This is a genomic window from Rheinheimera sp. (genome assembly GCF_036782235.1).
Classification (GTDB): domain Bacteria; phylum Pseudomonadota; class Gammaproteobacteria; order Enterobacterales; family Alteromonadaceae; genus Pararheinheimera.
This window is the reverse complement of sequence record NZ_DAIPZL010000002.1, coordinates 391,288-414,900: the sequence shown is the minus strand read 5'-3', so window position 1 is coordinate 414,900 and position 23,613 is coordinate 391,288. Positions and strand designations below refer to the sequence as shown.

The following is a 23,613-nucleotide window of genomic DNA, read 5'->3' as shown; positions in this document are numbered from 1 at the left end:
GAAATGGCGCAAGCGTGAATTTAAAGAAATATGCCTTTTTGCATTCAACCGCGCAGTAAATGGCCAAAGTGAGCATTTTAACAGCATTTATGCCGAGAAAACCGGCACAAAACTCAGGTTGCGCTGAAAAATCCTTTTTTCAGCTCTTTATAAATAAGAAAGTACGGTCAGTGAATTCAAGCTATTTGCTGCCTGTATGCAAGGACAACAAAACCTCAGCGTAAATTTGGCGCCAGCCAGCTTTGTGCTTCTTCCTGGCTAAAACCTTTTCGCTGGGCGTAATCCGCAAGCTGATCTTCACCAATTTTACTTACAGCAAAGTATTTACTGTCCGGATGGGCAAAGTACCAACCTGACACGGCAGCACCCGGCCACATGGCAAAACTTTCGGTAAGCTCCAGGCCAATCTCCGGGGTGACATTGAGCATGTTAAATAAAGTGCCTTTTTCAGTGTGCTCAGGACAAGCCGGATAACCCGGTGCCGGACGAATGCCTTGATAGGCCTCACGGATCAACGCTTCGTTATCGAGATTTTCATCAGCAGCATAACCCCAATAATCTTTACGGACTTGTTGATGCAGGTACTCCGCCAGCGCTTCAGCCAGACGATCGGCCAGCGCTTTCACCATAATACTGTTGTAGTCATCATGGGCAGCGGCAAACTCAGCAGCAAACTCGTCGGCGCCAAAACCCGTGCTCACCGCAAATGCACCTATATAGTCGGCAACACCTGAAGAGGCTGGCGCAACAAAATCACCTAAACAGCAATTCGGTACATTGTTACGCAGCTGCAATTGCTGACGCAGGTTATATAAGCGGTGTTTTTCTGTGGTTCTGCTTTCGTCTGTATACACAATAATGTCATCCCCTTCGCTATTGGCAGGGAACAACCCAAAAATGGCACGACCTGTAACCTTGCGCGAGCCTATCATCAGATCCAACATATGATTGGCATCCTGATAAAGCTTACGGGCTTCCATCCCCACTTCAGGATGGTTCAAAATAGCCGGGAATTTGCCCGACAACTGCCAGGTTAAAAAGAAGGGCGTCCAGTCGATAAAATCGCGCAAGCTTTGTAAATCGACATCCTGCCAGATATGAATGCCTGGTTTTTTCGGGGCCGGTGCCACTTTGGTTAAATCAAGCTGAAACTTATTGTCACGTGCTTCCTCGAGCGTCAGCATTTTTTCACCCGGGCGGGCACGTTGATGCTGCTCTACAGCTCGGCGGTATTCATCATTGACCCGCGCCAGATAATCCGGTTTTTGCGTTGGGCTTATCAGTGATTGCACCACAGACACACTGCGCGATGCATTAGGGACATACACCACACCATGCTGATAATTGGGCGCAATTTTTATTGCGGTATGGGCTTTAGAGGTCGTCGCGCCACCTATTAATAGAGGAATAGTAAAACCAAGCCGCGTCATCTCTTTGGCGACATGCACCATTTCATCTAAAGAAGGTGTAATAAGGCCGGACAAACCAATAATATCCACATCCAGCTCTTTGGCTTTTTGCAATAAAGTGGCACAGGGCACCATCACACCCAGATCAATCACTTCATAGTTATTACACTGCAGCACTACACCAACAATATTTTTGCCGATGTCATGCACATCCCCTTTGACAGTGGCCATCAGCACCTTGCCCTGTGCTTTGGCTCCTGTACCGGCTTTTTCTGCTTCTATATAGGGCTGCAGATAGGCTACAGCCTTTTTCATCACCCGCGCCGACTTAACCACCTGAGGCAGAAACATTTTGCCTTCACCAAATAAGTCGCCCACCACGTTCATGCCGTCCATCAGCGGACCTTCAATCACATGAAGGGGCCTCTCCACCTGTAAACGGGCTTCTTCAGTGTCCACTTCAATAAAATCGGTAATGCCCTTCACCAACGCATGTTCCAGCCGCTTGTTAACAGGCCAGCTGCGCCAGGCTTCGTCTTCTTTGACTGCAACTGTGCCATCCCCTTTAAACTGAGCGGCGATATCCAGCAATCGTTCGGTGGCATCGTCGCGGCGGTTCAGAATGACATCTTCCACCCGCTCGCGCAGTAACTCAGGAATGTCGTCATACACAGCCAGCTGGCCAGCATTGACGATGCCCATATCCATGCCAGCTTTGATGGCGTGATATAAAAACACCGAGTGAATGGCCTCACGCACCGGATCGTTACCACGAAACGAAAATGACACGTTCGACACGCCACCGGACACTTTGGCATAAGGGCACAATTTTTTAATTTCACGGGTGGCTTCAATAAAATCCACAGCGTAGTTGTTGTGTTCTTCAATACCTGTAGCAACGGCAAAAATATTGGGGTCAAAAATGATGTCTTGTGGCGGAAAGCCAACTTGCTCCACCAGAATTTTGTAAGCGCGCTGACAAATTTCGACTTTCCGCGCTTTGGTATCTGCCTGCCCCACTTCATCAAAAGCCATCACCACCACAGCTGCACCATAACGGCGTAATAATTTTGCCTGATGCACAAACTGAGCTTCGCCTTCTTTTAGCGAAATAGAATTCACCACAGCTTTGCCCTGGATACATTTGAGCGCAGCTTCAATCACTTCCCACTTCGACGAGTCGACCATAATAGGCACACGGGAAATGTCAGGTTCGGATGCCAGCAGATTCAGATAACGCACCATGGCCGCTTTGCTGTCGAGCATGGCTTCGTCCATGTTGATATCAATTATTTGCGCACCATTCTCTACCTGCTGCCGCGCCACCTGCAACGCAGCTTCAAATTTGCCGTCCAGAATCAGTTTTTTAAAACGGGCAGAGCCTGTGACGTTGGTGCGCTCACCTATATTGATAAATCTGACTTGTTGCATTACCACTCCAACGAAAAGGCTTCAAGGCCAGCCAGATGAAACTGATGGGACTTTGTTTTGGGCTGGCGTGGTTTAACACCTGCCACTACTTCACTGATGGCTTTAATATGCTCTGGGGTGGTGCCACAACAACCACCAACAATATTTAAAAAACCTTGCGCCGCCCAATCTTTAATTTCAGCCGCCATCTCAACCGCGCCTAAGTCATATTCACCAAACTCATTGGGTAAACCGGCATTTGGATGCACCGACACATAACATTCTGAAATACCGGATAAGGTCTCGACATAAGGCCGCAGCAAATCTGGCCCTAAGGCACAATTTAAGCCAAAAGTGACAGGCTCTACATGGGCCAGCGAGTTATAAAAGGCTTCGGTCGTTTGACCAGATAAAGTGCGGCCTGAGGCGTCGGTAATGGTGCCTGAAATCATCACCGGCAATTTATAACCAATTTCATCAAATACCTGCAGCACGGCAAAAGCAGCGGCTTTGGCGTTTAAGGTATCAAAAATGGTTTCCAGCATAATAATGTCTGCACCACCTTCAATCAGCGCCAAAGTTGATTCGTGATAAGCCGCCACTAAAGTATCAAAATCGATATTGCGATAACCAGGGTCATTCACGTCCGGTGAAATAGAAGCTGTTCTGTTGGTTGGGCCAAGCACACCTGCCACATAACGCGGCTTATCCGGTGTTAATGCGGTAAATTCATCACAGGCTTTGCGCGCAAGCGACGCAGCTTCACGGTTAATACGTGCCGACAGATGCGACATGTCATAGTCCGCCATGGCAATGGTAGTGGCGTTAAAACTGTTGGTTTCCAGAATATCTGCGCCGGCGGCTAAATATTTGTGGTGAATGTCACTGATGATCTGAGGTTGGGTCAGTACTAGCAGATCATTATTGCCTTTCAGATCTGAAGGCCAATCGGCAAACTCTGCACCACGGTAATCGGCTTCCTGTAACTGATAAGCCTGGATCATGGTGCCCATGGCACCATCAAGCACCAAAATCCGTTCTGATAACAATTGTGCCAGCGCTTGTGGTGTTAACCGTGCTCCGGACCGAACTGCTGCACTGAACACTGTCATAACAATTGCTCCTGACCAATTTGCTGAATATCAAAAGGTGTAGCCTGGTACACATAGTAGTTCAGCCAGTTACTGAATAATAAAAAGGCATGGCTTTGCCATAACTTTTGTGGCCCCTTGGCCGGGTCGTTGTCTTTAAAATAATTTTCCGGCACTTTTGGCTGTAAACCCGCCGTCAGGTCGCGCTGATATTCATCATTGAGCGTGGTTAAGTCATATTCCGGATGACCTGTGACAAAAACGCGGCTGCCACTGCTGTTTTGCAGCAGATAAGCACCTGTGACATCAGCCTGCGCCAACACATGAATATCCGGATGTTGCTGGTATTTTTGTTGGGGCACCTGGGCATAACGGGAATGTGGCACCAGAAATTTATCATCAAAACCGCGAACCAATGGACTTAAAGGTTGTACTACATCCTGCCAGTACACACCTGAGAGTTTTTCACCGCGGATCTCACGCTGCAAACCGTAATAATAATAAAGCGCCGCATGCGCAGCCCAACATAAAAACAAGGTGGACGTGACGTGGCGATCAGCCCAGGCCAGAATTTCCGATAACTGCGGCCAATAACTGACCTCTTCATAATCCACCAGTCCCAGAGGTGCACCTGTGATGATCAAACCATCATAGTTTTGCTGCTGCACGTCAGAGAAAAATTTATAAAAACAGTTTAAGTGGCTTTCTGCCGTGTGTTTGCTGACATGGTTGTCGAGCCTGATCAGATCCACGTCCACCTGCAACGGGCTATTGGCCAGTAAGCGCAACAGCTGGATTTCAGTGGTGACCTTATTTGGCATCAGATTCAGAATGGCAATTTTCAGTGGCCGGATATCCTGCTTTAAAGCCCGACTTTCAGTCATGACAAAAACGTTTTCCGCGGATAACGCTTCCACTGCGGGTAATTGATCCACCACTTTAATAGGCATGCCTGCTCCGGATAAAAATTCAAAGTGCGGCTACTTTGGCGAAAACCGCCAGAATTGTCAACATCTACACGTTTAGATGGCCAAATAAAAATAACAAAGCGGGGATAAATCCGCCTATGCTTGCAGTATCTGCTTTTGGATTTGTATTGTTATGCTGCAGCGTTTTTTCAGTTGCCTGATCTTCACCACTATCTGCTTCAGCCCGCCGCTTGATGCCGGAAACATGCAGGCAACGGCTATTGAGATTTTTATCCGCGACGATGTGTATGAAGATTATCAGAAGTTTGTTGCAGGCCGTGATGTACTGACCATCACTGAGTTTCGCAGCCCTTTTATGCGCCGCGATGTGGCGGATATGGTGTTGCTGCAACAGGCTCTGGCACTTGGTGGTTTTCAGCGTAGTTTTGTTTATCTGCCAGGCAAGGTGAATTTTCGTAATACCAAAATGCTGGAAAGCGGCGAGTTATTGCTAAGTTTTGACACCTATTGGCTTAGTGACGCTCAAGCTTTAGCAGATAAAGTGCTGATCAGTCAGCCCGTGATCAAAAAAGGCCAATATCTGGCCGGTATTTACACCAGTCCAAACAACCAAAAAGTATTGCAATTAAATGAACTGGCCGATTTTAGTGAACTGACCGCCGTTTCCACCCCCAAGTGGCGCACCGATTGGCTAACCATGTCAGCGCTACCGCTGAAAAAATTGGTCAGAGAAGACGAATGGTTGAGTCAGGCCCGTATGGTGCATATGCAGTGGGTTGATTTTATGCTGATGCCTTTTGTGAACAGCAAAGATGGCCTGTATCAGCTTGAGCAAATTCAGTTAAAGCTGGTGCCCGAAGTTGCAGTATTACTCGATGACAGCCGGCATTTTGTTGTCAGTAAAAATCATCCGGCCGGTGCTGAAGCTTATGCGGCTTTGCAGCTTGGTCTTGCTGCCCTTGAAAAAAACGGCAGGATCCAGCAACTGTACCGGCTGGCCGGTTTTCTGGTCGAGCCAGGTCGTTACAAAGTGTTGAATCAACAAACAAGCAGCAGTCGCTAAACCAAAACCAAAACCAAAACCAAAACCAAAACCAAAACCAAAACCAAAAGCTTATCGGGCGGTTGGCGGTTTATAAAAGAGCCCCTTCATACAGCAAAGCTAAAAACGAAAAAACCGGTCATGACCGGTTTTTTTGTCTGGAAAAGTACTGCTCAAACTTGATGTATCGAGTTCGACTGCAGCCTTTGCTACAACTTACAGATCATCTTCCATTTCTAATGCTTCTGGCATCAGATCGTCCACTGCCGCTGTTGGTTTGTGGGTTGCCTGTAACAACAAACGATTGCGCAGCTCTGTTTCAATCTCTAAAGCAACAGCAGGGTTATCTTGCAGGAATTTCATTGCGTTTGCTTTACCCTGGCCAATTTTATTGCCTTTATAAGCGTACCAGGCACCTGCTTTATCAATCAGTTTTTCGTTGACACCCAAATCTATCAACTCACCGTTTTTGCTGATACCGGCACCATACTGAATAATAAATTCGGCTTGTTTAAACGGAGGCGCGACTTTGTTTTTCACTACTTTGACGCGGGTTTCGTTGCCCACCACTTCATCACCTTCTTTGACAGAGCCGATACGGCGGATGTCTAAACGCACTGATGCATAGAATTTCAGCGCGTTACCACCAGTAGTGGTTTCAGGAGAACCAAACATCACACCAATTTTCATCCGGATTTGGTTGATGAAAATACATAAAGTATTCGAACGTTTGATATTACCAGTCAGCTTACGCAGCGCCTGTGACATCAGACGGGCTTGTAAACCGACGTGGCTGTCGCCCATGTCGCCTTCAATTTCCGCTTTTGGTGTTAAGGCGGCTACTGAGTCGACAATGATGACGTCTACTGCAGCTGAACGGACCAACATGTCACAAATTTCCAGTGCCTGTTCACCGGTATCAGGTTGTGACACTAATAAATCGGCCACATTCACGCCTAATTTAGCAGCGTACACCGGATCTAATGCGTGTTCGGCGTCGATAAAAGCACAGGTTTTACCCATCTTTTGTGCTTCAGCCACCACCTGCAGAGTTAAGGTCGTTTTACCTGAAGATTCAGGACCATAAATTTCTACAATACGGCCACAAGGTAAACCGCCAATGCCAAGGGCAATATCAAGGCCTAAAGAACCTGTCGGGATATAGTCGATATCAAGTGCGGTACTGTCGCCCAAACGCATAATTGAACCTTTACCGAACTGACGTTCAATTTGACCTAAGGCGGCGGCCAGTGCTTTTTGCTTGTTATCGTCCATTTGAATCTCCGGATAAAATCTGAAAAGGCATTAAATGCTGTATGCTCATACAGTAGTTGAATGCGTTTGCTCTGTCAACAATAAAATCAGCTGCTGCAGCGCAAAATCAATGGCCTGCAAACGTACTGCCGCTCTGTCACCATGAAACACCATGCGGGTCGTCACTGTATGACCAAACAGATAAAAACCAAAACAGACAGTGCCTACCGGCTTTAACGCAGAACCGCCATCCGGCCCGGCAATACCGGAAACCGCCACCGCCACTTCGGCATTGGCAGCTGCTGCAGCACCTTGCGCCATTTCCAGCACTGTTTCTTCACTGACAGCCCCAAATTGCAACAAAGTGGCACTTTTGACCGCCAGTAGCTGTTGTTTGGCTTTATTGCTGTAAGTGATAAAACCGCGGTCCAGATAAGCTGAGCTGCCGGCAATGGCGGTCAGGCTATAAGCAATACCGCCGCCGGTGCAGGATTCTGCAGTGGTGATAGTGCAGTTTTTCCGTAATAATAGCTGCCCGAGTTCAGCCGCCAATTGTTGGGTTTGCGCAGGAACCGTCATCTTTAGTCCAATACAGGAAGTCAGAACGCCATTATGCCGTCAGAGAAGAAAGCCGAGCAAGTCTCCACAGCCCATACCCCAATGATGCAACAATACCTGGGCCTGAAAGCCGAAAATCCGGATATTTTATTGTTTTACCGGATGGGTGACTTTTATGAGCTGTTTTATGACGATGCAAAAAAAGCCGCGGCGCTGTTAGATATTTCTCTGACCAAAAGAGGCCAGTCGGCCGGCGCCCCTATTCCAATGGCCGGTATTCCACATCATGCCATTGAAAACTACCTGGCGCGGCTGGTGCAACTCGGTGAATCCGTGGCCATTTGTGAGCAGGTCGGCGATCCTGCGCTCAGCAAAGGGCCGGTGGAACGCAAAGTAGTGCGGATTGTCACGCCCGGCACTGTCACAGACGAAGCCTTACTGAACGAAAGGCAGGACAACCTGCTGGCCGCACTTTATCAGGTGAAACAGCAATATGGTTTGGCCTATCTTGACCTCACCTCAGGTCGTTTTTTACTGACCGAAGTCTCTCAGCTGGATGATTTATATGGCGTGCTGCAAAGACTCAATCCGGCAGAGCTGCTGTACAGTGAAGAGTTACAACTGCCGGATGCCATTTTAAACCGCAAAGGCGTACGTCGCCGTCCGGTGTGGGAATTTGAAGCCAAAAGTGCGGAACGTGCTTTATGTCAGCAATTTGGCACCCGTGATTTACAAAGTTTTGGTGTGACCGAAGCGCCGGTGGCGCTGATGGCCGCCGGCTGTTTGATGCAATATGTCAAAGATACCCAGCGCGCTGCTTTACCCCATATCCGCGCTGTTGCACTGGAAAAAGCACAAGATCATATAGTGCTGGATGCGGCTACCAGGCGCAATCTGGAACTGACCCAAAGGCTGAATGGCCAGTTTGACCAGACGCTGGCCGCTGTGCTGGATCAATGCCAGACCGCCATGGGCAGCCGGTTGTTAAAACGTTGGATCCACGCGCCGCTGCGGGATCAACAACTGGTGACCAGCCGCCACCAGGCGGTGGCTGAGTTACAGTCTTATCACACTGAACTGGCGCCTCAGCTTAAGCAAATTGGCGATATTGAACGTATTATTGCAAGGTTAGCGCTACGTAGTGCCAGACCCCGTGACTTTGCCCGGTTACGCCAGGCCTTACAACAGCTGCCGGAACTGGCGTTGTGTTTACAACCGCTGCAAAGCCCGCTGTTGCAGCAGATAAAAAACGCCTGTCAGCCACTGCCAGAGCTCTGTGATTTACTGGAGCGCGCCATTATTGACAGCCCGCCAGTGCTTATTCGGGATGGCGGGGTCATAGCACCGGGTTATTCGGCTGAACTTGACCAATGGCGGGCGCTGGCAACTGGTGCAACCGACTATCTGGAACAGCTGGAACAACGCGAAAAAGAGCGTACCGGCATCGCCTCATTAAAAGTGGGTTTTAATAAAGTCGCAGGTTATTTTATTGAAACCGGCCGCGCCGCCGCAGATGCGGTACCAGCCGATTATATTCGCCGCCAGACGCTGAAAAACAACGAAAGATATATTATTCCTGAGCTGAAAGAATACGAAGACAAGGTCCTGGGTAGTCAAAGTAAGGCCTTAGCGCTTGAGAAACAGCTATACGATGCCCTGTTTGATTTAACGGCGCCTTATCTCGCTGAGCTGCAACAACTGGCAGCGCGCTTATCGGAGCTCGATGTACTGATCAACTTTGCTGAACGTGCCGTTACGCTGAATTATCAACAGCCTGCATTAGTCAGCGATATTGGTATCAATATTCAGGGGGGCCGCCACCCTGTGGTGGAAACCGTCAGCACTGAACCTTTTATAGCCAACCCGCTGCGGATGAACACAAATCGGCGCATGCTGCTGGTGACAGGTCCAAATATGGGCGGTAAATCAACTTATATGCGTCAGGCTGCGCTCATTGTATTGATGGCATATATAGGCTGTTTTGTGCCGGCGGACAGCGCTGAACTTGGCCCAGTGGATAGAATTTTCACCCGTATCGGCGCCTCAGACGATCTGGCCTCAGGCCGTTCTACTTTTATGGTGGAAATGACTGAAACTGCCACAATTTTGCATCATGCCACAGCACAAAGTCTGGTGTTGATGGATGAAATTGGCCGCGGCACCAGTACTTATGATGGTTTGTCACTGGCATGGGCTTGCGCCGATTATCTGGCTTGCAAAATTCAGGCGCTGACCTTATTTGCCACCCACTATTTTGAATTAACCGAACTGGCGTCTTTATTACCAGGCGTGGTGAATATTCACCTGGATGCGGTGGAACATGATGAGCATATTGTGTTTATGCATCAGGTGCAGGATGGTGCTGCCAGTAAAAGTTATGGTTTACAGGTAGCCCAGCTGGCCGGTGTGCCAAAAGCGGTGATTCTGCAGGCTAAACAAAAACTGCAACAGCTGGAGCAGCAACACATCCAGTTGCCTGCACAGCCTGACAACAAACCTCAGCCTGGAAAACATCAGCCGAAACTGAACAACGGCGGCAACAGCATCCAAAACAGCAATGGCAAAGTGGCCGTTCAACTGCCGCTGCAACAAAGCCTGCTGCCTGATGACATCCCCCATCCGGTGCTGGAGATCTTAAAAGCTCAGCAACTGGATGATTTAAGCCCACGTCAGGCGCTGGATTTGTTGTATCAGCTGAAAAATCAACTGTAAAAAGCACATTCTGAACAACAAAAAAGGAGCCAAGGCTCCTTTTTTTTATCTTCTGAATCAGTGAGTTATTCCTGAAACAAAGTTTCGATATTCAGCCCCTGATGGGTGACAATTTCGCGCAGACGACGCAGCGCCTCCACCTGAATTTGCCGCACCCGCTCGCGGGTTAAACCAATTTCCCGGCCTACATCTTCCAGCGTTGAAGGTTCAAAACCTAACAGGCCAAAACGACGGGCCAGTACTTCACGTTGTTTTGGGTTCAGCTCTTCCAGCCATAACACCAGATGGTGACGGATATCTGCGTCCTGAAGTTCAGTTTCCGGTCCCAACTCTTTTTCATCCGCCAGAATATCCAGCAGTTGTTTTTCCGAAGAACCGGCAACAGGGGTATCCACCGAAGTGATTTTTTCGTTTAATTTTAGCATCTTGCGCACTTCTTCTACCGGACGGTCTAAGGCTGCGGCAATTTCTTCCGGGGTTGGCTCGTGGTCCAGCCGTTGTGACAGTTCGCGGGCGGCGCGCAGGTAAATATTCAGCTCTTTGACCACATGAATTGGCAACCGGATGGTTCTGGTCTGATTCATAATGGCGCGTTCAATGGTTTGGCGGATCCACCAGGTCGCATAAGTGGAAAAACGGAAACCGCGTTCAGGGTCAAACTTTTCCACGGCGCGAATCAGGCCCAAATTGCCTTCTTCAATTAGATCCAGCAGTGCCAGGCCACGATTGATATAACGACGGGCAATTTTCACCACCAACCGTAAATTACTTTCAATCATACGTTTGCGGGCGGCTTGATCACCTTTGAGTGATAAACGGGAAAAATAAACTTCTTCTTCGGCAGACAATAACGGTGAAAAGCCAATTTCTCCCAGATAAATCTGGGTAGCGTCCATGGCTCTGGCGCTATCGTCACGGGTGAATACATCGTCTGGTGTGTTGTCTTCTTCGGCGGCAAGTGCGGCCATGTCGGGCTCCGCACCTTCATCTTCCAGCAATACGGCTTCTTCAGTTAATTCGCTGTCTTTAAAATCAACTACTTCGTCTTCATCTTTGTGTCCCATATCCTTCTCCCAACTCTACCAGGGTAGTGACGCTTAACTGCCAGAAATCCTTTCTTTTCGTTTGAGCTTGTGGTTTTTTTATTTTAGGTATTTGAGCGGATCAACAGATTGGCCACGAAAACGAATTTCAAAATGCAGCTGTACACGCTCTGCATCAGTGTTGCCCATTTCTGCAATCAATTGACCAGCAACCACCGAATCCCGCTCCTTCACCAATAAACGGTGATTGTGAGCGTAGGCACTGAGGAAATCATCGTTATGTTTGATAATGACCAGATTGCCATAACCACGCAGTGCATTGCCGGCATATACCACCTGGCCTGCTGCTGCAGCTTTGATCGGTGTTCCGACTGTTCCACCAATATCCAGGCCTTTGTTGCCATGCTCCTGGTAGGAAAATTTCGCGAGGATCGGACCTTTCACTGGCCATAACCATTGCGATACGTTTCCATTACTGGTAATCTTGCCGGTTTTTTCAGGTTCTTCGACCTGTTGATTCTGACCATAGCGCTTTTGATTTTGCCGTGCAACTACTTTAGCGTTATTTGATGAACTGTTTGAAACCCCAGGCTTTGAATAATTCTTATTTGCTGATTTGTCTGCAGATTGTGGTCCGCGCAGTGCTGTTTGATAGCCGGTATCCTGTCCTGTCACCAACACCTGACCAACATAAATAGTGTAGGGCTCCGGGATCCGGTTGAGTTTGGCCAGAGCGCGGTAGTCCATACCAGAGCGAAAGGCAATCGAAAACAGCGTATCGCCTTTTTTCACCTGATAAGTTTCTGCTCTTAAAGCGGGTTTAGGCCTGTTTTTACTTTGCCATGTATCGACCGGCGCCGGACTATGAGAGCCGGAACAGGCCACCACAGAACAGGCAACAACAAAAACCACCAGCTGCCGGAACATCCGCTTAACCATAAATAAAGTACAACACTGCGCCAAGTCCGACAGTGCCCCAGCCAAGTACATCAACAATTTCCCGCAATTTTTGCTGCATTTTGGCGCCACCCCAATACATCAGACCCGCCACCAGGAAAAACCGGCTGGCACGGCCAATAGCAGATGCAATCACAAAAGGCAAAAACGCCATCTGCATTAAACCAGCGCCTACGGTAAAAAGTTTGTACGGAATAGGCGAAAACCCGGCAATAAATACTACCCAGACGCCATATTGGCTAAACCAACGTTCTACTACCGCAAAAGTGTCCTGATAACCCATGTACGCAATAAAAGGCAGCACCACGGGTTCATACAACAACCAGCCGAGCAGATAACCCAAAACACCACCCAACACTGACGCTAAGGTGGTTAAAAAGGCATAACGCCAGGCTTTTTCCGGATGAGCCAGCGCCATTGGGGCCAGCATCACATCAGGCGGGATTGGAAAAATAACAGACTCCGTAAAACTCAAACCAAATAAATAACGTTCAGCATGACGGTGTTTTGCCCACAATAACGCTTTGTCATACATCCATTGGAAAATTTTCAACGACCGCTCCTGTACACCTGTAATCAGGCCAATTCGCCCGGTACCAAAGGTACAAACCGGACAGCTTCCACATCTTGCTGGCTAAACTCGTCACCACTGCGGGTATAAACCCTGAGCACCTGCTCCTGTGCCCCCACCGGGATCACCAGCCGGCCGCCCTCTTTAAGCTGCGCCAGCAAATCTGCCGGCACCTGGGTTGGTGCAGCGGTCACAATAATACAATCAAAAGGCGCTTTGCTGGCCCAGCCAAGCCAGCCATCACCGTGTTTCATCGACACATTGTGTAAATCCAGCTGCTGCAAGCGGCGTTTGGCCTGGAATTGCAGTGCTTTAATACGCTCGACGGTACAGACCTTGGGAAATAACTGCGCCAGAATCGCGGTTTGATAACCTGAGCCTGTGCCAATTTCCAATACATTGGCAGGATGCCAGCTATTTGTGTCATTTTGTGCAAGCAACAGCTCGGTCATCCGCGCCACTATATAAGGCTGGGAGATGGTCTGGCCCTGACCTATGGGCAAAGCCGTATTCTCATATGCTTTATGCGCTAATACCATTTCAACAAACAGATGCCGAGGCGTATTGGCAAGTGCCGCCAAAACCTTTGGGTCTTTAATGCCGTCCTGTTGTAATTTTTGCGCCAGCAAAGCGGCGCTGCGCTGAGTTGCCACCGCCATGATCAGATCTCTATTCCTGCTAACCAATCGTGCAGCGGCTGCAGGCTGCGGTACGCTGTCATATCAATCTGCAGCGGCGTGACCGAAGCATAACCATTGGCAATGGCATGAAAATCTGTGCCTTCGCCGGCATCAAGCTCAGGCCCAAGTGATCCATACCAATAAATCGATCGGCCCCATGGATCTGTGGTACTGGTCATGGTTTCAGCTTTATGGCGCCGGCCAAGCCGCGTAACGGCAATGCCTTTGAGTTCGGTTAAGGGCACAGCAGGTACATTAATATTCAAAATCTGATCGGCAGGCAGCGGGTGTGATTTCAGCTTTTTAATCACCTGCACCGTAACATAGGCAGCTGTGGCAAAATGCTCGTCATCATGCCCTGCCAGCGACACCGCAATAGCAGGTAACCCAAGATGCCGGCCTTCAGTGGCGGCCGCCACCGTGCCTGAATACAATACGTCGTCGCCTAAATTGGCACCGTGATTAATGCCAGCCACCACCAGATCCGGGGCTTTATCAAAAAGCTGGCTAATGGCCAGATGCACACAGTCGGTGGGGGTGCCATTGACGGCAATAAAACCGTTATCAAGACGTTGGGTACGCAGCGGATTTAGCAAAGTTAACGAATTGCTGGCGCCACTACAGTTGCGATCCGGCCCCACTGTAGTCACTTCGGCAATTTGTGATAACGCCTGCTGCAACACCAAAATACCTTTGGCATAGACCCCATCATCATTACTTAATAAAATCCGCATCTATAACTCCAGACTGGAAAAGTCGCGGCTGACATCCTGATATTTCACCAATTCTCTGAGCACCGAAGTGGCAAAACAACCTGTTGGCAACGCAAATTGCAGTTCGAGTGTATCAGCTTGCCATTGATAACTCAGGGCTTTTGGTTTTAAGCGCGCAGCACGCCTTTCTGTGTTGACGTTTAAATCACAAAGCGCCTGCACCCAATGAGCAAAAGGTGCCAGCTGCGCTTGTTGCCACTCCAGTGCTTCGCCACTTTCCAGCACCTTACCAATGCCAGGCAATACAGCAGTCGGGTGAATATCAGCTTCCTGCAGGCGTTGTAAAATGGCCTGGTCAGCAACCTCAACCGAAAACACTGAACCCGAACCATCCAGCTGTACCACAGAACCCGGCAACAACTGGTCGAATATGCCCTGCTGCACTCTGGCCGATACCTGCTGATTAAATAACATAGAACGGCTGGCCGACAAAGCCAGACCGCGCAATTGCCGGTCCGGAATACTGTGGCCGGCAAAAAGTTTTGCAGCCAGCTTTAAATTACCGCCATCATGACCAAACCTTTGTTCACCATAATAATTCGGCACACCTTGGCTGATAAGCGCTAGTCGCTGTTCAACTTCGGCTTTGTCGCTGACATTACGCAACCTTAACTTAAAGTGGTTTTGTTTAATCGAGCCTATTTTCAGCCGGCGCTGATGGCGAACTGTGTGAAGAATACGCACACCTTCAATATTCCAGTGCTGATAATCGAGTTGCTGTTTAATAGGCACAGGTAAACAAAACCATTGCCGGGTCACCGCATGCCGGTCTTTCAAACCGGCGTAACTGACCAGCCGTGCTTTTAAACCTGCAGCAGCGGCAATTTGTTTGGCCACATACTGGGTGTTCTGGCCAATTTTTTCCACTAGCAACAGCATGTGCTCACCAGCGCCTGTTGGCGTAAAGCTCAGCTCTTCATCCACCACAAAATCACTGGGTTCACTGCGTAACAAGGCCGTGGCTGAAGGTTCACCATATAAATAAGCCAAAGGAGAAAACTCCGGCACTATCACAGCTGCAGCAACCTCTGTGGTGGCAGCCGCTGTCTCAGCGCCGATATCTGTGGTGTTATTCAGCTGCGACATCAGGCTTGCACCAACAGCACCACGGCTTCCACGGCAATACCTTCTTTGCGGCCAACAAAACCGAGTTTTTCAGTGGTGGTGGCTTTGACATTCACCTGTGACAGGCTGCAGGCTAAATCGGCGGCCAGTACTTCGCGCATGGCGGCAATGTGAGGCGCCATTTTGGGTGCCTGCGCCATAATAGTCACATCCAGATTACCGATCTGATAACCGAGCTTTTGCACATCAGAAAACACTTTACGCAGCAAAATTCGGCTGTCGATGCCTTTAAAAGCCGCATCAGTGTCGGGGAAATGATGGCCGATATCACCCAGCGCCACGGCGCCCAGCAAAGCATCAGACACGGCGTGCAGTACCACGTCACCATCGGAATGTGCCAATAGGCCATTTGGGTAATCAATTTTTACCCCACCCAGGGTGATTGGGCCTTCACCGCCAAAGGCGTGTACATCAAAACCATGTCCAATTCGAAAAGGGGTCATTGTTGCTCCAGATAAAAACGAGCCAGCTGTAAATCTTCACTCTGGGTAATTTTGATATTGTCGGCACGACCGCTGACCAACAGCACGGGCAAACCAGCCCATTCCAGAGCCGAAGCTTCGTCGGTAATGGCAACACCTTGTTGTAAGGCTTGTTGCAGGCTTTGCCTGAGCTGTGCTGTGGGGAAAAGTTGTGGGGTCAGCGCATGCCAGAGATCTTGACGTTCTACCGTCTGCAGCACCTGAGTATGTTCCTGCGTGCCCATTGCACGTTTCATCGTATCACGCACTGGTGTGGCCAAAATGCCACCACAGCCTGAGCCGAGGCAACGTTTTATCAAGTTTTGAATATCGGCAACCTGCACCAGAGGTCTGGCGGCATCATGCACCAGCACCCAGGGATACTGTTTTTCATCAATTGCCATTAAGCCGGCCAGCACTGAGTCAGCACGTTCACGACCGCCTGTTACCCGATGAATACCAGGCTGAACGGCCAAACTTGTGGCAGCAAAATAAGCATCATCAGCGGCCAGCGCCAGCCAAACCGGGCCCAGCTCTGGCACCTGACGCAAACGCTGTACTGTATGCTCGAGAATAGTTTTACCGAATAGTTCTAAATATTGTTTGGGTCTGTCTGCCTGCATCCGCTGACCGGAACCTGCGGCTGGGATCACTACAGCAATGGTCATTTTTTACCCTGGGGGGTCAATAAGCGGAAAAATACTTCGTCTTGTTTGATGAGGCCTAATTCGTTTCGGGCGCGTTCTTCAATCGAATCCAGACCTTGTTGCAAATCGGCAACGTCTGCCTGCAGCATTTTATTGCGTTTTTTCAGTTCCAGGTTACTTTGCTGATGGGTGCGTAATTCTTCTTTATGCTGCAGATATTCTTTGACGCTGTGCTGACCGAACCAAAGCCGGTATTGCAAAGCGGCACATAATGTCAGCAGGATCACAAGCAATAAACGCATAACACACCAGTCAGTTCAGGATTGGCTTTATTATGAAGGCTTCCCTGCGCGCTGAAAAGCCCTGACATTTGCTATTTCTGGCGGATTTGACCGATTTGATGGCTTTTTATCAGCTAACGAAGTTCTTTTTTTGCCTGATGCGGTTTGGCAAAGTTTTGCCAGTTCAGCCGGCTGGCTAATAGCAACTCACGCAGGCTGAGTAAACGTGGGGTTTTGCGCTCCTGATTACGCCACTGATGGCCACAACACACAGCGACCAGCACAGTTTTGCTGGGTTTGAGCAGCAGTTTTTGCTGATTGTCCGGCTCCTGTGGCCAGCCTGCCATTGCAAACCAACCATGTTCATTACAATGAATACGCTGGCCTTCATGGTCAATTTCGTCCACTGAATCAAGCCGGATCTGCTCCATATCCAGCTCTTTGCAATACACAGGCACTAACAAACCCAGTTTGGCGTTTTTATGATAAAAGGCAAAAATACTTTCTGATTCATCAACATGGGGCACAGGACACATTTTGCTCTGGCTATGTAACCAACAGGCATTCTGACTATCCAAAGTTAAAGGGGACGGGTGTTTTAAAATTAACGAAGCGGCTTCACGCACATAAAAAGGCAAACTCGCCAGTCGTTTGGGCAACCAGGGCAGTTTATCAGCAGGCGTTTGTGCCAGACGCAACAATTCGCGCTCGTACAAAGTGTTGCACAGCTCGATATAGGTCTGATTTTGCTCAGGTAAAAACCAGAGTTCGTTTTGTGACTTCATCTGACGATGGTAGCTTGTTTCATAAGGCTCAAAAAGGCTGCGTTTTTATCCAGTCACTGCTTTTTACGAAAAGAAAACAACAGTGCACAACCGCAAATCCGTTTGACAAAAAAAGCGCATAAAGCGCTTTTTTTGTCGGAGTCAAAAGCTTATTGGCCTTTGATTTCAGAACGGCCTTTGTACGGTGCCTTGGCGCCCAGCTCTTGCTCAATACGCAATAACTGGTTGTACTTAGATACACGGTCAGAACGGCATAAAGAACCGGTTTTGATTTGACCCGCTGCAGTGCCTACCGCTAAATCGGCAATAAAGGCATCTTCAGTTTCACCTGAGCGGTGCGAAATAACCGCCGTAAAACCAGCGTCTTTGGCCATTTTAATGGCTGCTAAAGTTTCAGTTAAAGAACCAATCTGGTTAAATTTGATCAGGATAGAGTTACCAATGCCCTGCTCAATACCACGGGTTAAAATTTTGGTGTTGGTGACAAACAAATCGTCGCCAACCAGCTGTACTTTGTTACCAATTTTATTGGTTAAATCTTTCCAGCCGTCCCAGTCTGATTCGTCCAGACCGTCTTCAATCGACACAATAGGGAACTTTTGTGTCAGGCCGGCCAGGAAGTCGTTAAATTCATACGAAGTGAATTCTTTGCCTTCGCCGGTCAGTTTGTATTTACCTTCATGGTAAAACTCAGAGGCAGCACAGTCTAAAGCTAAAGTGATGTCTTTATTGAGCTCATAACCGGCAGCGGCCACAGCTTTAGAAATCACTGTTAAGGCTTCTTCGTTTGATTTTAAATCAGGTGCAAAACCACCTTCGTCACCCACAGCAGTATTTAAGCCCTGGCTGTGCAGTTCTTTTTTCAGCTGGTGGAAAATTTCAGCGCCCATCCGCAGTGCTTCAGCAAAAGTTTTGGCGCCAACCGGCTGTACCATAAACTCCTGAATGTCGACGTTGTTGTCGGCATGCTCACCACCATTGATGATGTTCATCATAGGCACTGGCATTGAATACACACCTGGTGTGCCGTTTAAATCAGCAATGTGCTGGTATAAAGGAATTTTTTTATCAGCAGCTGCAGCACGGGCCACTGCTAAAGAAACCGCCAGAATAGCGTTGGCGCCTAATTTAGACTTAGACTCAGTGCCGTCTAAGTCGATCATCAGCTGGTCGATTTTGGCTTGTTCATAAGCACATTTGCCCACTAAAGCCGCTTTAATCGGGCCTTCAATATTGGCAACAGCAGTGCGAACACCTTTGCCTAAATAACGGCTTTTATCACCGTCACGCAGTTCTAAAGCTTCGCGGGTACCTGTTGAAGCGCCTGATGGTGCACAACCACGGCCCATCACGCCGCTTTTTAAAAATACATCGGCTTCAACTGTTGGATTGCCACGCGAGTCCAGAATTTCACGGGCAACGATATTGATAATTTCTGACATGTATATCCCCTGTAGGCTAAAGCAAAAAAGCCGCACTCCAAGGCGCGGCTTTTTCATTATTTCGTCGTTTGTTGTTTCTGATATTTAGCTGCTGCTGCAACAAAACCCTGGAACAACGGATGGCCATCGCGTGGCGTTGAGTTAAATTCCGGATGGAACTGACCCGCCACGAACCATGGGTGGTTTGGTAATTCGATCATTTCAACCAGCTGATTGTCAGCCGACAAACCGGAAATAATCAGGCCAGCCTCTTCAAGTTTTGGAATAAAGTGATTGTTCACTTCATAACGATGGCGGTGACGTTCACTAATGACGTCGGCGCCATAAATTTCACGGGCTTTGGTATTGGCCTTGAGGTTACAGTTCTGACTGCCCAGACGCATGGTACCGCCCAGATCCGAATCATCGGTTCTTTGCTCCACCTGGCCTGCGCTATCCAGCCATTCAGTGATGAGACCCACCACAGGGTAAGCTGTATCTTTGTTAAATTCGGTCGAATGGGCGCCTTTCATACCTGCCACATTGCGGGCAAATTCAATCAGCGCCACCTGCATCCCTAAACAAATACCGAGGTAAGGCACTTTGTTTTCGCGGGCATATTGAGCGGCCAGCACCTTGCCTTCCACCCCACGTTCGCCAAAACCACCTGGCACCAGAATACCATCCAGGCCAGCTAAAATAGCACTGCCTTTGGTTTCAACATCTTGTGAGTCAATGTATTTGATAGTGACAGTTAAACGGTTTTTTAAACCAGCATGGTTCAGGGCTTCGTTTACCGACTTATAAGCGTCTTTGAGTTCAACGTATTTACCCACCATACCAATGGTCACTTCACCCGTTGGGTTACTTTCCTGGTACAGCACCTGTTCCCATTCGCTTAAGTCAGCTTCAGGGCAGTTTAAGTAAAAACGGCGCACTACTAAGTCATCCAGGCCTTGTGATTTTAACAAAGCCGGAATTTGGTAAATGCTGGACACGTCTTTTAACGAAATAACGGCACGTTCTTCCACATTGGTAAAAAGCGCAATTTTGGCTTTTTCATTGCTCGGAATAGAACGGTCTGAACGGCACACCAGAATATCCGGCTGAATACCAATAGAACGCAGCTCTTTGACTGAATGCTGGGTTGGTTTGGTTTTGATTTCGCCGGCAGTGCCTAAATAGGGCACCAGGGTTAAATGCATAAAGAGTGCACGTTCGCGGCCAATTTCGGTACCCAGCTGACGGATGGCTTCCAAAAATGGTAACGACTCGATATCACCCACAGTGCCACCAATTTCAACAATGGCAATATCATAACCTTCAGCACCGGCCACAACACGGGCTTTGATTTCGTTGGTGATATGCGGAATAACCTGAATAGTGGCACCTAAATAATCACCGCGGCGCTCGCGACGTAACACGTCGGCGTAAATTCTGCCCTGGGTAAAGTTATTCAGTTTGGTCATTTTGGTGCGGATAAAACGCTCGTAATGACCTAAGTCGAGATCGGTTTCAGCGCCGTCTTCGGTGACAAACACTTCACCGTGCTGAATTGGGCTCATGGTACCCGGATCCACGTTGATATAAGGATCCAGTTTCAGGATTGTTACCTTCAGGCCACGCGCTTCTAAAATTGCAGCCAAAGAAGCAGCGGCAATACCTTTACCTAAAGATGAGACAACCCCACCCGTCACGAAGATGTATCTTGTAGTCATGAGACCCCTGAGGCACGTTGAATTTTGGATATCACACCAAACTGTCTTCAATAGCTGTTACCTGTTTGCACAGGGTGAACAATTAAGGAAATCAGAATTGGTATCAGGACGGGCGGAAAGTATAGCAAAGAGCAAAGACAGGCTCAATCGAAAGCTTGGCTTAATCTTGCCGCCCCAACAGAGCCTGGGGTTGCAACAGGGTTAAAGCCCTGCAACCGCGCTTTAACCCAAAGTTTTATGCAATTGCCGTTAAGGCTCCAGCGTTAAGGTGATGGTTTTGACGGTGGCGTTTTTCACTTCATCAGCCCGAAACAACATAGGCCGCCACAGCCCCTGGCTAAAAAGCCTGGTTTGGTCGGCAAAAAATGGAGATGCCGGGTCGTGCGACTGGCTATAAGCAAGCATCATATCGGCTTTCGGCCCCTCCGCAGTAAACTGCAGCGCCATGACAAAACTGCTGCCGTAATTCACCCGGTACGCAGTGTCGCTATTGCCATTGCTGCTGAGCGTCGACAACAACGAATCAGGCCGGCCCGTGCCCGACACCACATTGGCTAAATCAGCGGTGCTGCGCGACGGAATGGCCCTTTCACTCATATTAAACAAACCTTCATATGAGTATCCGCCGGCTATTGGCAGTTTGTCCTGCCCTTGGGCTTTTTGCACAAACTGAATAGTGCCAAGCGGCGCATCCAGCGCAATACCGGCCTGAGTTAAACGCTGCACTGCACTGGCAAGAGCCAGCAGCACTTTGTCCTGCTCTGGCGCTGCGGCGGTATAAGGCGCCAGGCCCGCCGGGGTCAGCGCGGCATTGTCTGCATCAAAAGCAGTTTGATATAAGGATTTATCTAAATTGCGCTCACCGGCAATACGATAGGCCAGCAAAAACTCCCGCAGCAGATGGGCGCCACGGCTGTCAAGCTGATAACGGCCGTCCCAGTTGGCCAGCACCTGACAGGCAGCGCTGAGATCAACTGCCCCAGTGGGCAACTGTAATTGCGGGAACATGGCACAACGTTGTGCCAAAGCAGTTTTGAGTTCAGTGCCAAACAAAGAGCCATTATGGCTAAACACGGATTTGAGCTCAGCAAAATTAAATTTGCCATCCTCGCCCGCCAGCTTCACTGCCCCCTGATTGCTGATAAGCTGTGCGTTATAGCGGGTGCGTGGGCTGCGTTCGGTGCGCTCTGGGCCATACACCAGGCTAAAACCTTCCAGCGGCGCATTGAGGTTACTCAGCCAATGACTGCTGTTCGCATTAAACACATAATCCGTTCTTTCCTGTTTTGGCGCCTTGGCAAAAGGCATCAGGCCTGGCCCAGCAGCGTCAACACTGTCTTGCCATTCAAAGGCCGGATCTGAGCCTGGCAATAAAATATTGCCGGCACCGTCTTGCCAGATGGGCGCCAGCTGCGGGCTTTTACTGGCATTGGCCCAATAAACTTCTGCCGCCGGACTTAGCTGTGGCACCTGGCTACCATCCAGATAAACGGCGTTGCCGCTGCTGTCGGCCATCATAGTATTGACCCACGGAATGCCGTTATTCTGACTAAACGCCTGAAAAAACTCAGTTTTATTGCGTGCTTTGCCCATAGCCAGCCAATGCTGCAACATCCGGCTATTACCGGCATTGGCATCACGCATGGTGATAGCAGTTTTTTGATTCCAGCCCAAAGCCGGCGATAACGCCGTTAAATCCAGCATAGGGCCATAATGGCTGCGGTATAAGGTGCTTTCGACCGTTTTGATACTTTGATCCGGCTGCAACACTTCAATACTGACCTTTTGGGCGCTGATGTCACGATATGAAGTGCCGTAGCGGTAACGCAGCGGATTGTTTTCATCAAGACTGAGCTGATACAAGGTAAAACGTTTGGACTGCGATACTGTATGTGTCCAACCCAGATGCTGGTTAAAACCAATCAGCACGGCCGGCATGCCAATCATACTAACGCCAGTCACATCAAGCTCACCCGGTATGGTTAAGTGCTGCTCAAAAAACCTGAGTTCACCGTCCCAGGGAAAATGCGGATTTGCTAACAAGGCACTTTGGGCGCCATCGGTTTTGTCTTTACCGAGGGCCCAGCCATTACTGCCAATACCCTCTACTGTGGCATGTACCTGTGAAGCGGCCACCGAAGGCGCTACAGCGGTGGGCTGACCTGGCGGCGCCGCCACCGCCATCGCGGCTAAAAAGTTACGGGTACTGGCTAAACTGGCCAAATCAAGATAATAAGCCAATAAATCTTCCGGTTGGATTTGGGTGACCCAGCTCACCCCGCGACAGGGCGTTGGATAGTTACTGCTATTGCCAAACTGGCGCAGCTGATAATTAAAACCTTCGGCATAACCCTGCATCAGCATTTTGCTGTCCAAAGGCACAGCACCATACAACTGCCGCGCCTGGGTGCGATAATCAAGCGCCCGGTAAGCTAAATCCGATAACAGGTTTTTCTGCGCTGCACCTGCGCCAAAATAACGGGATTTTTCACCTTTGAGTTTTAATAATTGTTCCGAGAGGGTACATAAATTTTCGCTGGCCTGGGCCACACCGACGCCATAACCAAGCGCCCGGTAGCTCGCGGCCTGAATATGCGGCACGCCATGGGCTGTGTACACAATGCTGACTTTTTCCGCCGGGCTGGGCTGTGGTGGTGGCGGGCTGGTGTCGTCATTATTACAACCCAGCAGCAGGCTGGCGGCTACAGGCACAAACAGGTAAGTCAACTTCATCAACGTCACTCCT

The 23,613-nt window shown here is 49.2% G+C and carries 18 protein-coding genes and 1 pseudogene; 2 read left to right on the top strand and 17 right to left on the bottom strand.

Annotated features, from left to right (window positions below):
• Positions 1-215: 215 nt before the first annotated feature.
• Together metH and V7P87_RS04040 are read right to left on the bottom strand one after the other, a co-directional pair.
• Positions 216-3,931 (bottom strand): annotated as a pseudogene (gene metH, locus V7P87_RS04050) (methionine synthase).
• A complete protein-coding gene (locus V7P87_RS04040) occupies positions 3,928-4,860 on the bottom strand; it encodes a homoserine O-succinyltransferase (protein ID WP_296295869.1) in 933 nt (310 codons plus the stop codon). Before V7P87_RS04040 ends, metH begins: the two are co-directional and overlap by 4 nt.
• A gap of 151 nt (positions 4,861-5,011) precedes the next feature.
• On the opposite strand from V7P87_RS04040, the gene V7P87_RS04035 reads away from it, so the two are divergent.
• Positions 5,012-5,902, top strand: a complete 891-nt coding sequence (locus V7P87_RS04035) for a hypothetical protein (RefSeq protein WP_333796273.1) — start codon at positions 5,012-5,014, stop codon at positions 5,900-5,902.
• Positions 5,903-6,097: 195 nt separating this feature from the next.
• Here V7P87_RS04035 and recA read toward each other — a convergent pair whose 3' ends face one another.
• Both recA and V7P87_RS04025 read right to left on the bottom strand, forming a co-directional pair.
• Complete coding sequence (gene recA / locus V7P87_RS04030) at positions 6,098-7,156, bottom strand: recombinase RecA (protein ID WP_260656121.1); 1,059 nt, start codon at positions 7,154-7,156, stop codon at positions 6,098-6,100.
• Between the two features lie 45 nt (positions 7,157-7,201).
• Positions 7,202-7,714, bottom strand: coding sequence for a nicotinamide-nucleotide amidohydrolase family protein (locus V7P87_RS04025; RefSeq protein WP_260656120.1), 513 nt, complete (start codon positions 7,712-7,714; stop codon positions 7,202-7,204).
• Between the two features lie 33 nt (positions 7,715-7,747).
• Between V7P87_RS04025 and mutS the strand changes: the two genes are divergently transcribed.
• Positions 7,748-10,405, top strand: coding sequence for a DNA mismatch repair protein MutS (gene mutS, locus V7P87_RS04020; RefSeq protein WP_333796272.1), 2,658 nt, complete (start codon positions 7,748-7,750; stop codon positions 10,403-10,405).
• Between the two features lie 65 nt (positions 10,406-10,470).
• Here mutS and rpoS read toward each other — a convergent pair whose 3' ends face one another.
• The 13 genes from rpoS to V7P87_RS03955 form a co-directional block, all read right to left on the bottom strand.
• On the bottom strand, positions 10,471-11,469 hold the full coding sequence (gene rpoS / locus V7P87_RS04015; RefSeq protein WP_333796271.1) for an RNA polymerase sigma factor RpoS: 999 nt from the start codon (positions 11,467-11,469) through the stop codon (positions 10,471-10,473).
• 78 nt (positions 11,470-11,547) lie between these two features.
• Positions 11,548-12,375 carry a peptidoglycan DD-metalloendopeptidase family protein gene (locus tag V7P87_RS04010; RefSeq protein WP_333796270.1) on the bottom strand — a complete coding sequence of 276 codons (828 nt, stop codon included), beginning with the start codon at positions 12,373-12,375 and terminating at the stop codon, positions 11,548-11,550.
• Positions 12,376-12,379: 4 nt separating this feature from the next.
• The gene (locus V7P87_RS04005; RefSeq protein WP_333796269.1) at positions 12,380-12,958 is read right to left on the bottom strand and encodes a YqaA family protein; all 579 of its coding nucleotides are present in this window, start codon (positions 12,956-12,958) and stop codon (positions 12,380-12,382) included.
• A 23-nt stretch (positions 12,959-12,981) separates the two neighbouring features.
• Positions 12,982-13,635 (bottom strand): protein-L-isoaspartate(D-aspartate) O-methyltransferase, encoded by a 654-nt coding sequence (locus V7P87_RS04000; RefSeq protein ID WP_296295858.1) that lies wholly within the window; start codon positions 13,633-13,635, stop codon positions 12,982-12,984.
• 2 nt (positions 13,636-13,637) lie between these two features.
• On the bottom strand, positions 13,638-14,390 hold the full coding sequence (gene surE / locus V7P87_RS03995; protein WP_333796268.1) for a 5'/3'-nucleotidase SurE: 753 nt from the start codon (positions 14,388-14,390) through the stop codon (positions 13,638-13,640).
• Positions 14,391-15,515: a tRNA pseudouridine(13) synthase TruD gene (gene truD, locus V7P87_RS03990; protein WP_333796267.1), complete on the bottom strand. Its 1,125-nt coding sequence runs from the start codon at positions 15,513-15,515 to the stop codon at positions 14,391-14,393.
• Positions 15,515-15,997 (bottom strand): 2-C-methyl-D-erythritol 2,4-cyclodiphosphate synthase, encoded by a 483-nt coding sequence (gene ispF / locus V7P87_RS03985; RefSeq protein ID WP_333796266.1) that lies wholly within the window; start codon positions 15,995-15,997, stop codon positions 15,515-15,517. The genes truD and ispF overlap by 1 nt, the downstream gene beginning before the upstream one ends.
• Positions 15,994-16,683, bottom strand: a complete 690-nt coding sequence (ispD, locus tag V7P87_RS03980; RefSeq protein WP_333796265.1) for a 2-C-methyl-D-erythritol 4-phosphate cytidylyltransferase — start codon at positions 16,681-16,683, stop codon at positions 15,994-15,996. The genes ispF and ispD overlap by 4 nt, the downstream gene beginning before the upstream one ends.
• Positions 16,680-16,964: a cell division protein FtsB gene (gene ftsB, locus V7P87_RS03975; protein ID WP_333796264.1), complete on the bottom strand. Its 285-nt coding sequence runs from the start codon at positions 16,962-16,964 to the stop codon at positions 16,680-16,682. Before ftsB ends, ispD begins: the two co-directional genes overlap by 4 nt.
• A 113-nt stretch (positions 16,965-17,077) precedes the next feature.
• Positions 17,078-17,728 carry a hypothetical protein gene (locus tag V7P87_RS03970; protein ID WP_333796263.1) on the bottom strand — a complete coding sequence of 217 codons (651 nt, stop codon included), beginning with the start codon at positions 17,726-17,728 and terminating at the stop codon, positions 17,078-17,080.
• A gap of 149 nt (positions 17,729-17,877) precedes the next feature.
• Positions 17,878-19,170, bottom strand: a complete 1,293-nt coding sequence (gene eno / locus V7P87_RS03965) for a phosphopyruvate hydratase (protein WP_333796262.1) — start codon at positions 19,168-19,170, stop codon at positions 17,878-17,880.
• Between the two features lie 56 nt (positions 19,171-19,226).
• On the bottom strand, positions 19,227-20,867 hold the full coding sequence (locus V7P87_RS03960) for a CTP synthase (protein ID WP_296295842.1): 1,641 nt from the start codon (positions 20,865-20,867) through the stop codon (positions 19,227-19,229).
• 249 nt (positions 20,868-21,116) lie between these two features.
• Positions 21,117-23,600, bottom strand: coding sequence for a penicillin acylase family protein (locus V7P87_RS03955; RefSeq protein ID WP_333796261.1), 2,484 nt, complete (start codon positions 23,598-23,600; stop codon positions 21,117-21,119).
• Between the last annotated feature and the right edge of the window lie 13 nt (positions 23,601-23,613).

Excerpts from the sequence above, each read along its gene's own strand:
- V7P87_RS04000 (WP_296295858.1), bottom strand. The coding sequence starts at position 13,635 with ATGGCGGTGGCAACTCAGCGCAGCGCCGCTTTGCTGGCGCAAAAATTA.
- ispF (WP_333796266.1), bottom strand. The coding sequence starts at position 15,997 with ATGACCCCTTTTCGAATTGGACATGGTTTTGATGTACACGCCTTTGGC.
- V7P87_RS03955 (WP_333796261.1), bottom strand. The coding sequence starts at position 23,600 with ATGAAGTTGACTTACCTGTTTGTGCCTGTAGCCGCCAGCCTGCTGCTG.
- recA (WP_260656121.1), bottom strand. The coding sequence starts at position 7,156 with ATGGACGATAACAAGCAAAAAGCACTGGCCGCCGCCTTAGGTCAAATT.
- V7P87_RS04035 (WP_333796273.1), top strand. The coding sequence starts at position 5,012 with ATGCTGCAGCGTTTTTTCAGTTGCCTGATCTTCACCACTATCTGCTTC.
- mutS (WP_333796272.1), top strand. The coding sequence starts at position 7,748 with ATGCCGTCAGAGAAGAAAGCCGAGCAAGTCTCCACAGCCCATACCCCA.
- surE (WP_333796268.1), bottom strand. The coding sequence starts at position 14,390 with ATGCGGATTTTATTAAGTAATGATGATGGGGTCTATGCCAAAGGTATT.
- V7P87_RS04040 (WP_296295869.1), bottom strand. The coding sequence starts at position 4,860 with ATGCCTATTAAAGTGGTGGATCAATTACCCGCAGTGGAAGCGTTATCC.
- V7P87_RS04025 (WP_260656120.1), bottom strand. The coding sequence starts at position 7,714 with ATGACGGTTCCTGCGCAAACCCAACAATTGGCGGCTGAACTCGGGCAG.
- eno (WP_333796262.1), bottom strand. The coding sequence starts at position 19,170 with ATGTCAGAAATTATCAATATCGTTGCCCGTGAAATTCTGGACTCGCGT.
- ispD (WP_333796265.1), bottom strand. The coding sequence starts at position 16,683 with ATGACCATTGCTGTAGTGATCCCAGCCGCAGGTTCCGGTCAGCGGATG.
- truD (WP_333796267.1), bottom strand. The coding sequence starts at position 15,515 with ATGTCGCAGCTGAATAACACCACAGATATCGGCGCTGAGACAGCGGCT.
- V7P87_RS04010 (WP_333796270.1), bottom strand. The coding sequence starts at position 12,375 with ATGTTCCGGCAGCTGGTGGTTTTTGTTGTTGCCTGTTCTGTGGTGGCC.
- V7P87_RS03960 (WP_296295842.1), bottom strand. The coding sequence starts at position 20,867 with ATGACTACAAGATACATCTTCGTGACGGGTGGGGTTGTCTCATCTTTA.
- V7P87_RS03970 (WP_333796263.1), bottom strand. The coding sequence starts at position 17,728 with ATGAAGTCACAAAACGAACTCTGGTTTTTACCTGAGCAAAATCAGACC.
- rpoS (WP_333796271.1), bottom strand. The coding sequence starts at position 11,469 with ATGGGACACAAAGATGAAGACGAAGTAGTTGATTTTAAAGACAGCGAA.
- ftsB (WP_333796264.1), bottom strand. The coding sequence starts at position 16,964 with ATGCGTTTATTGCTTGTGATCCTGCTGACATTATGTGCCGCTTTGCAA.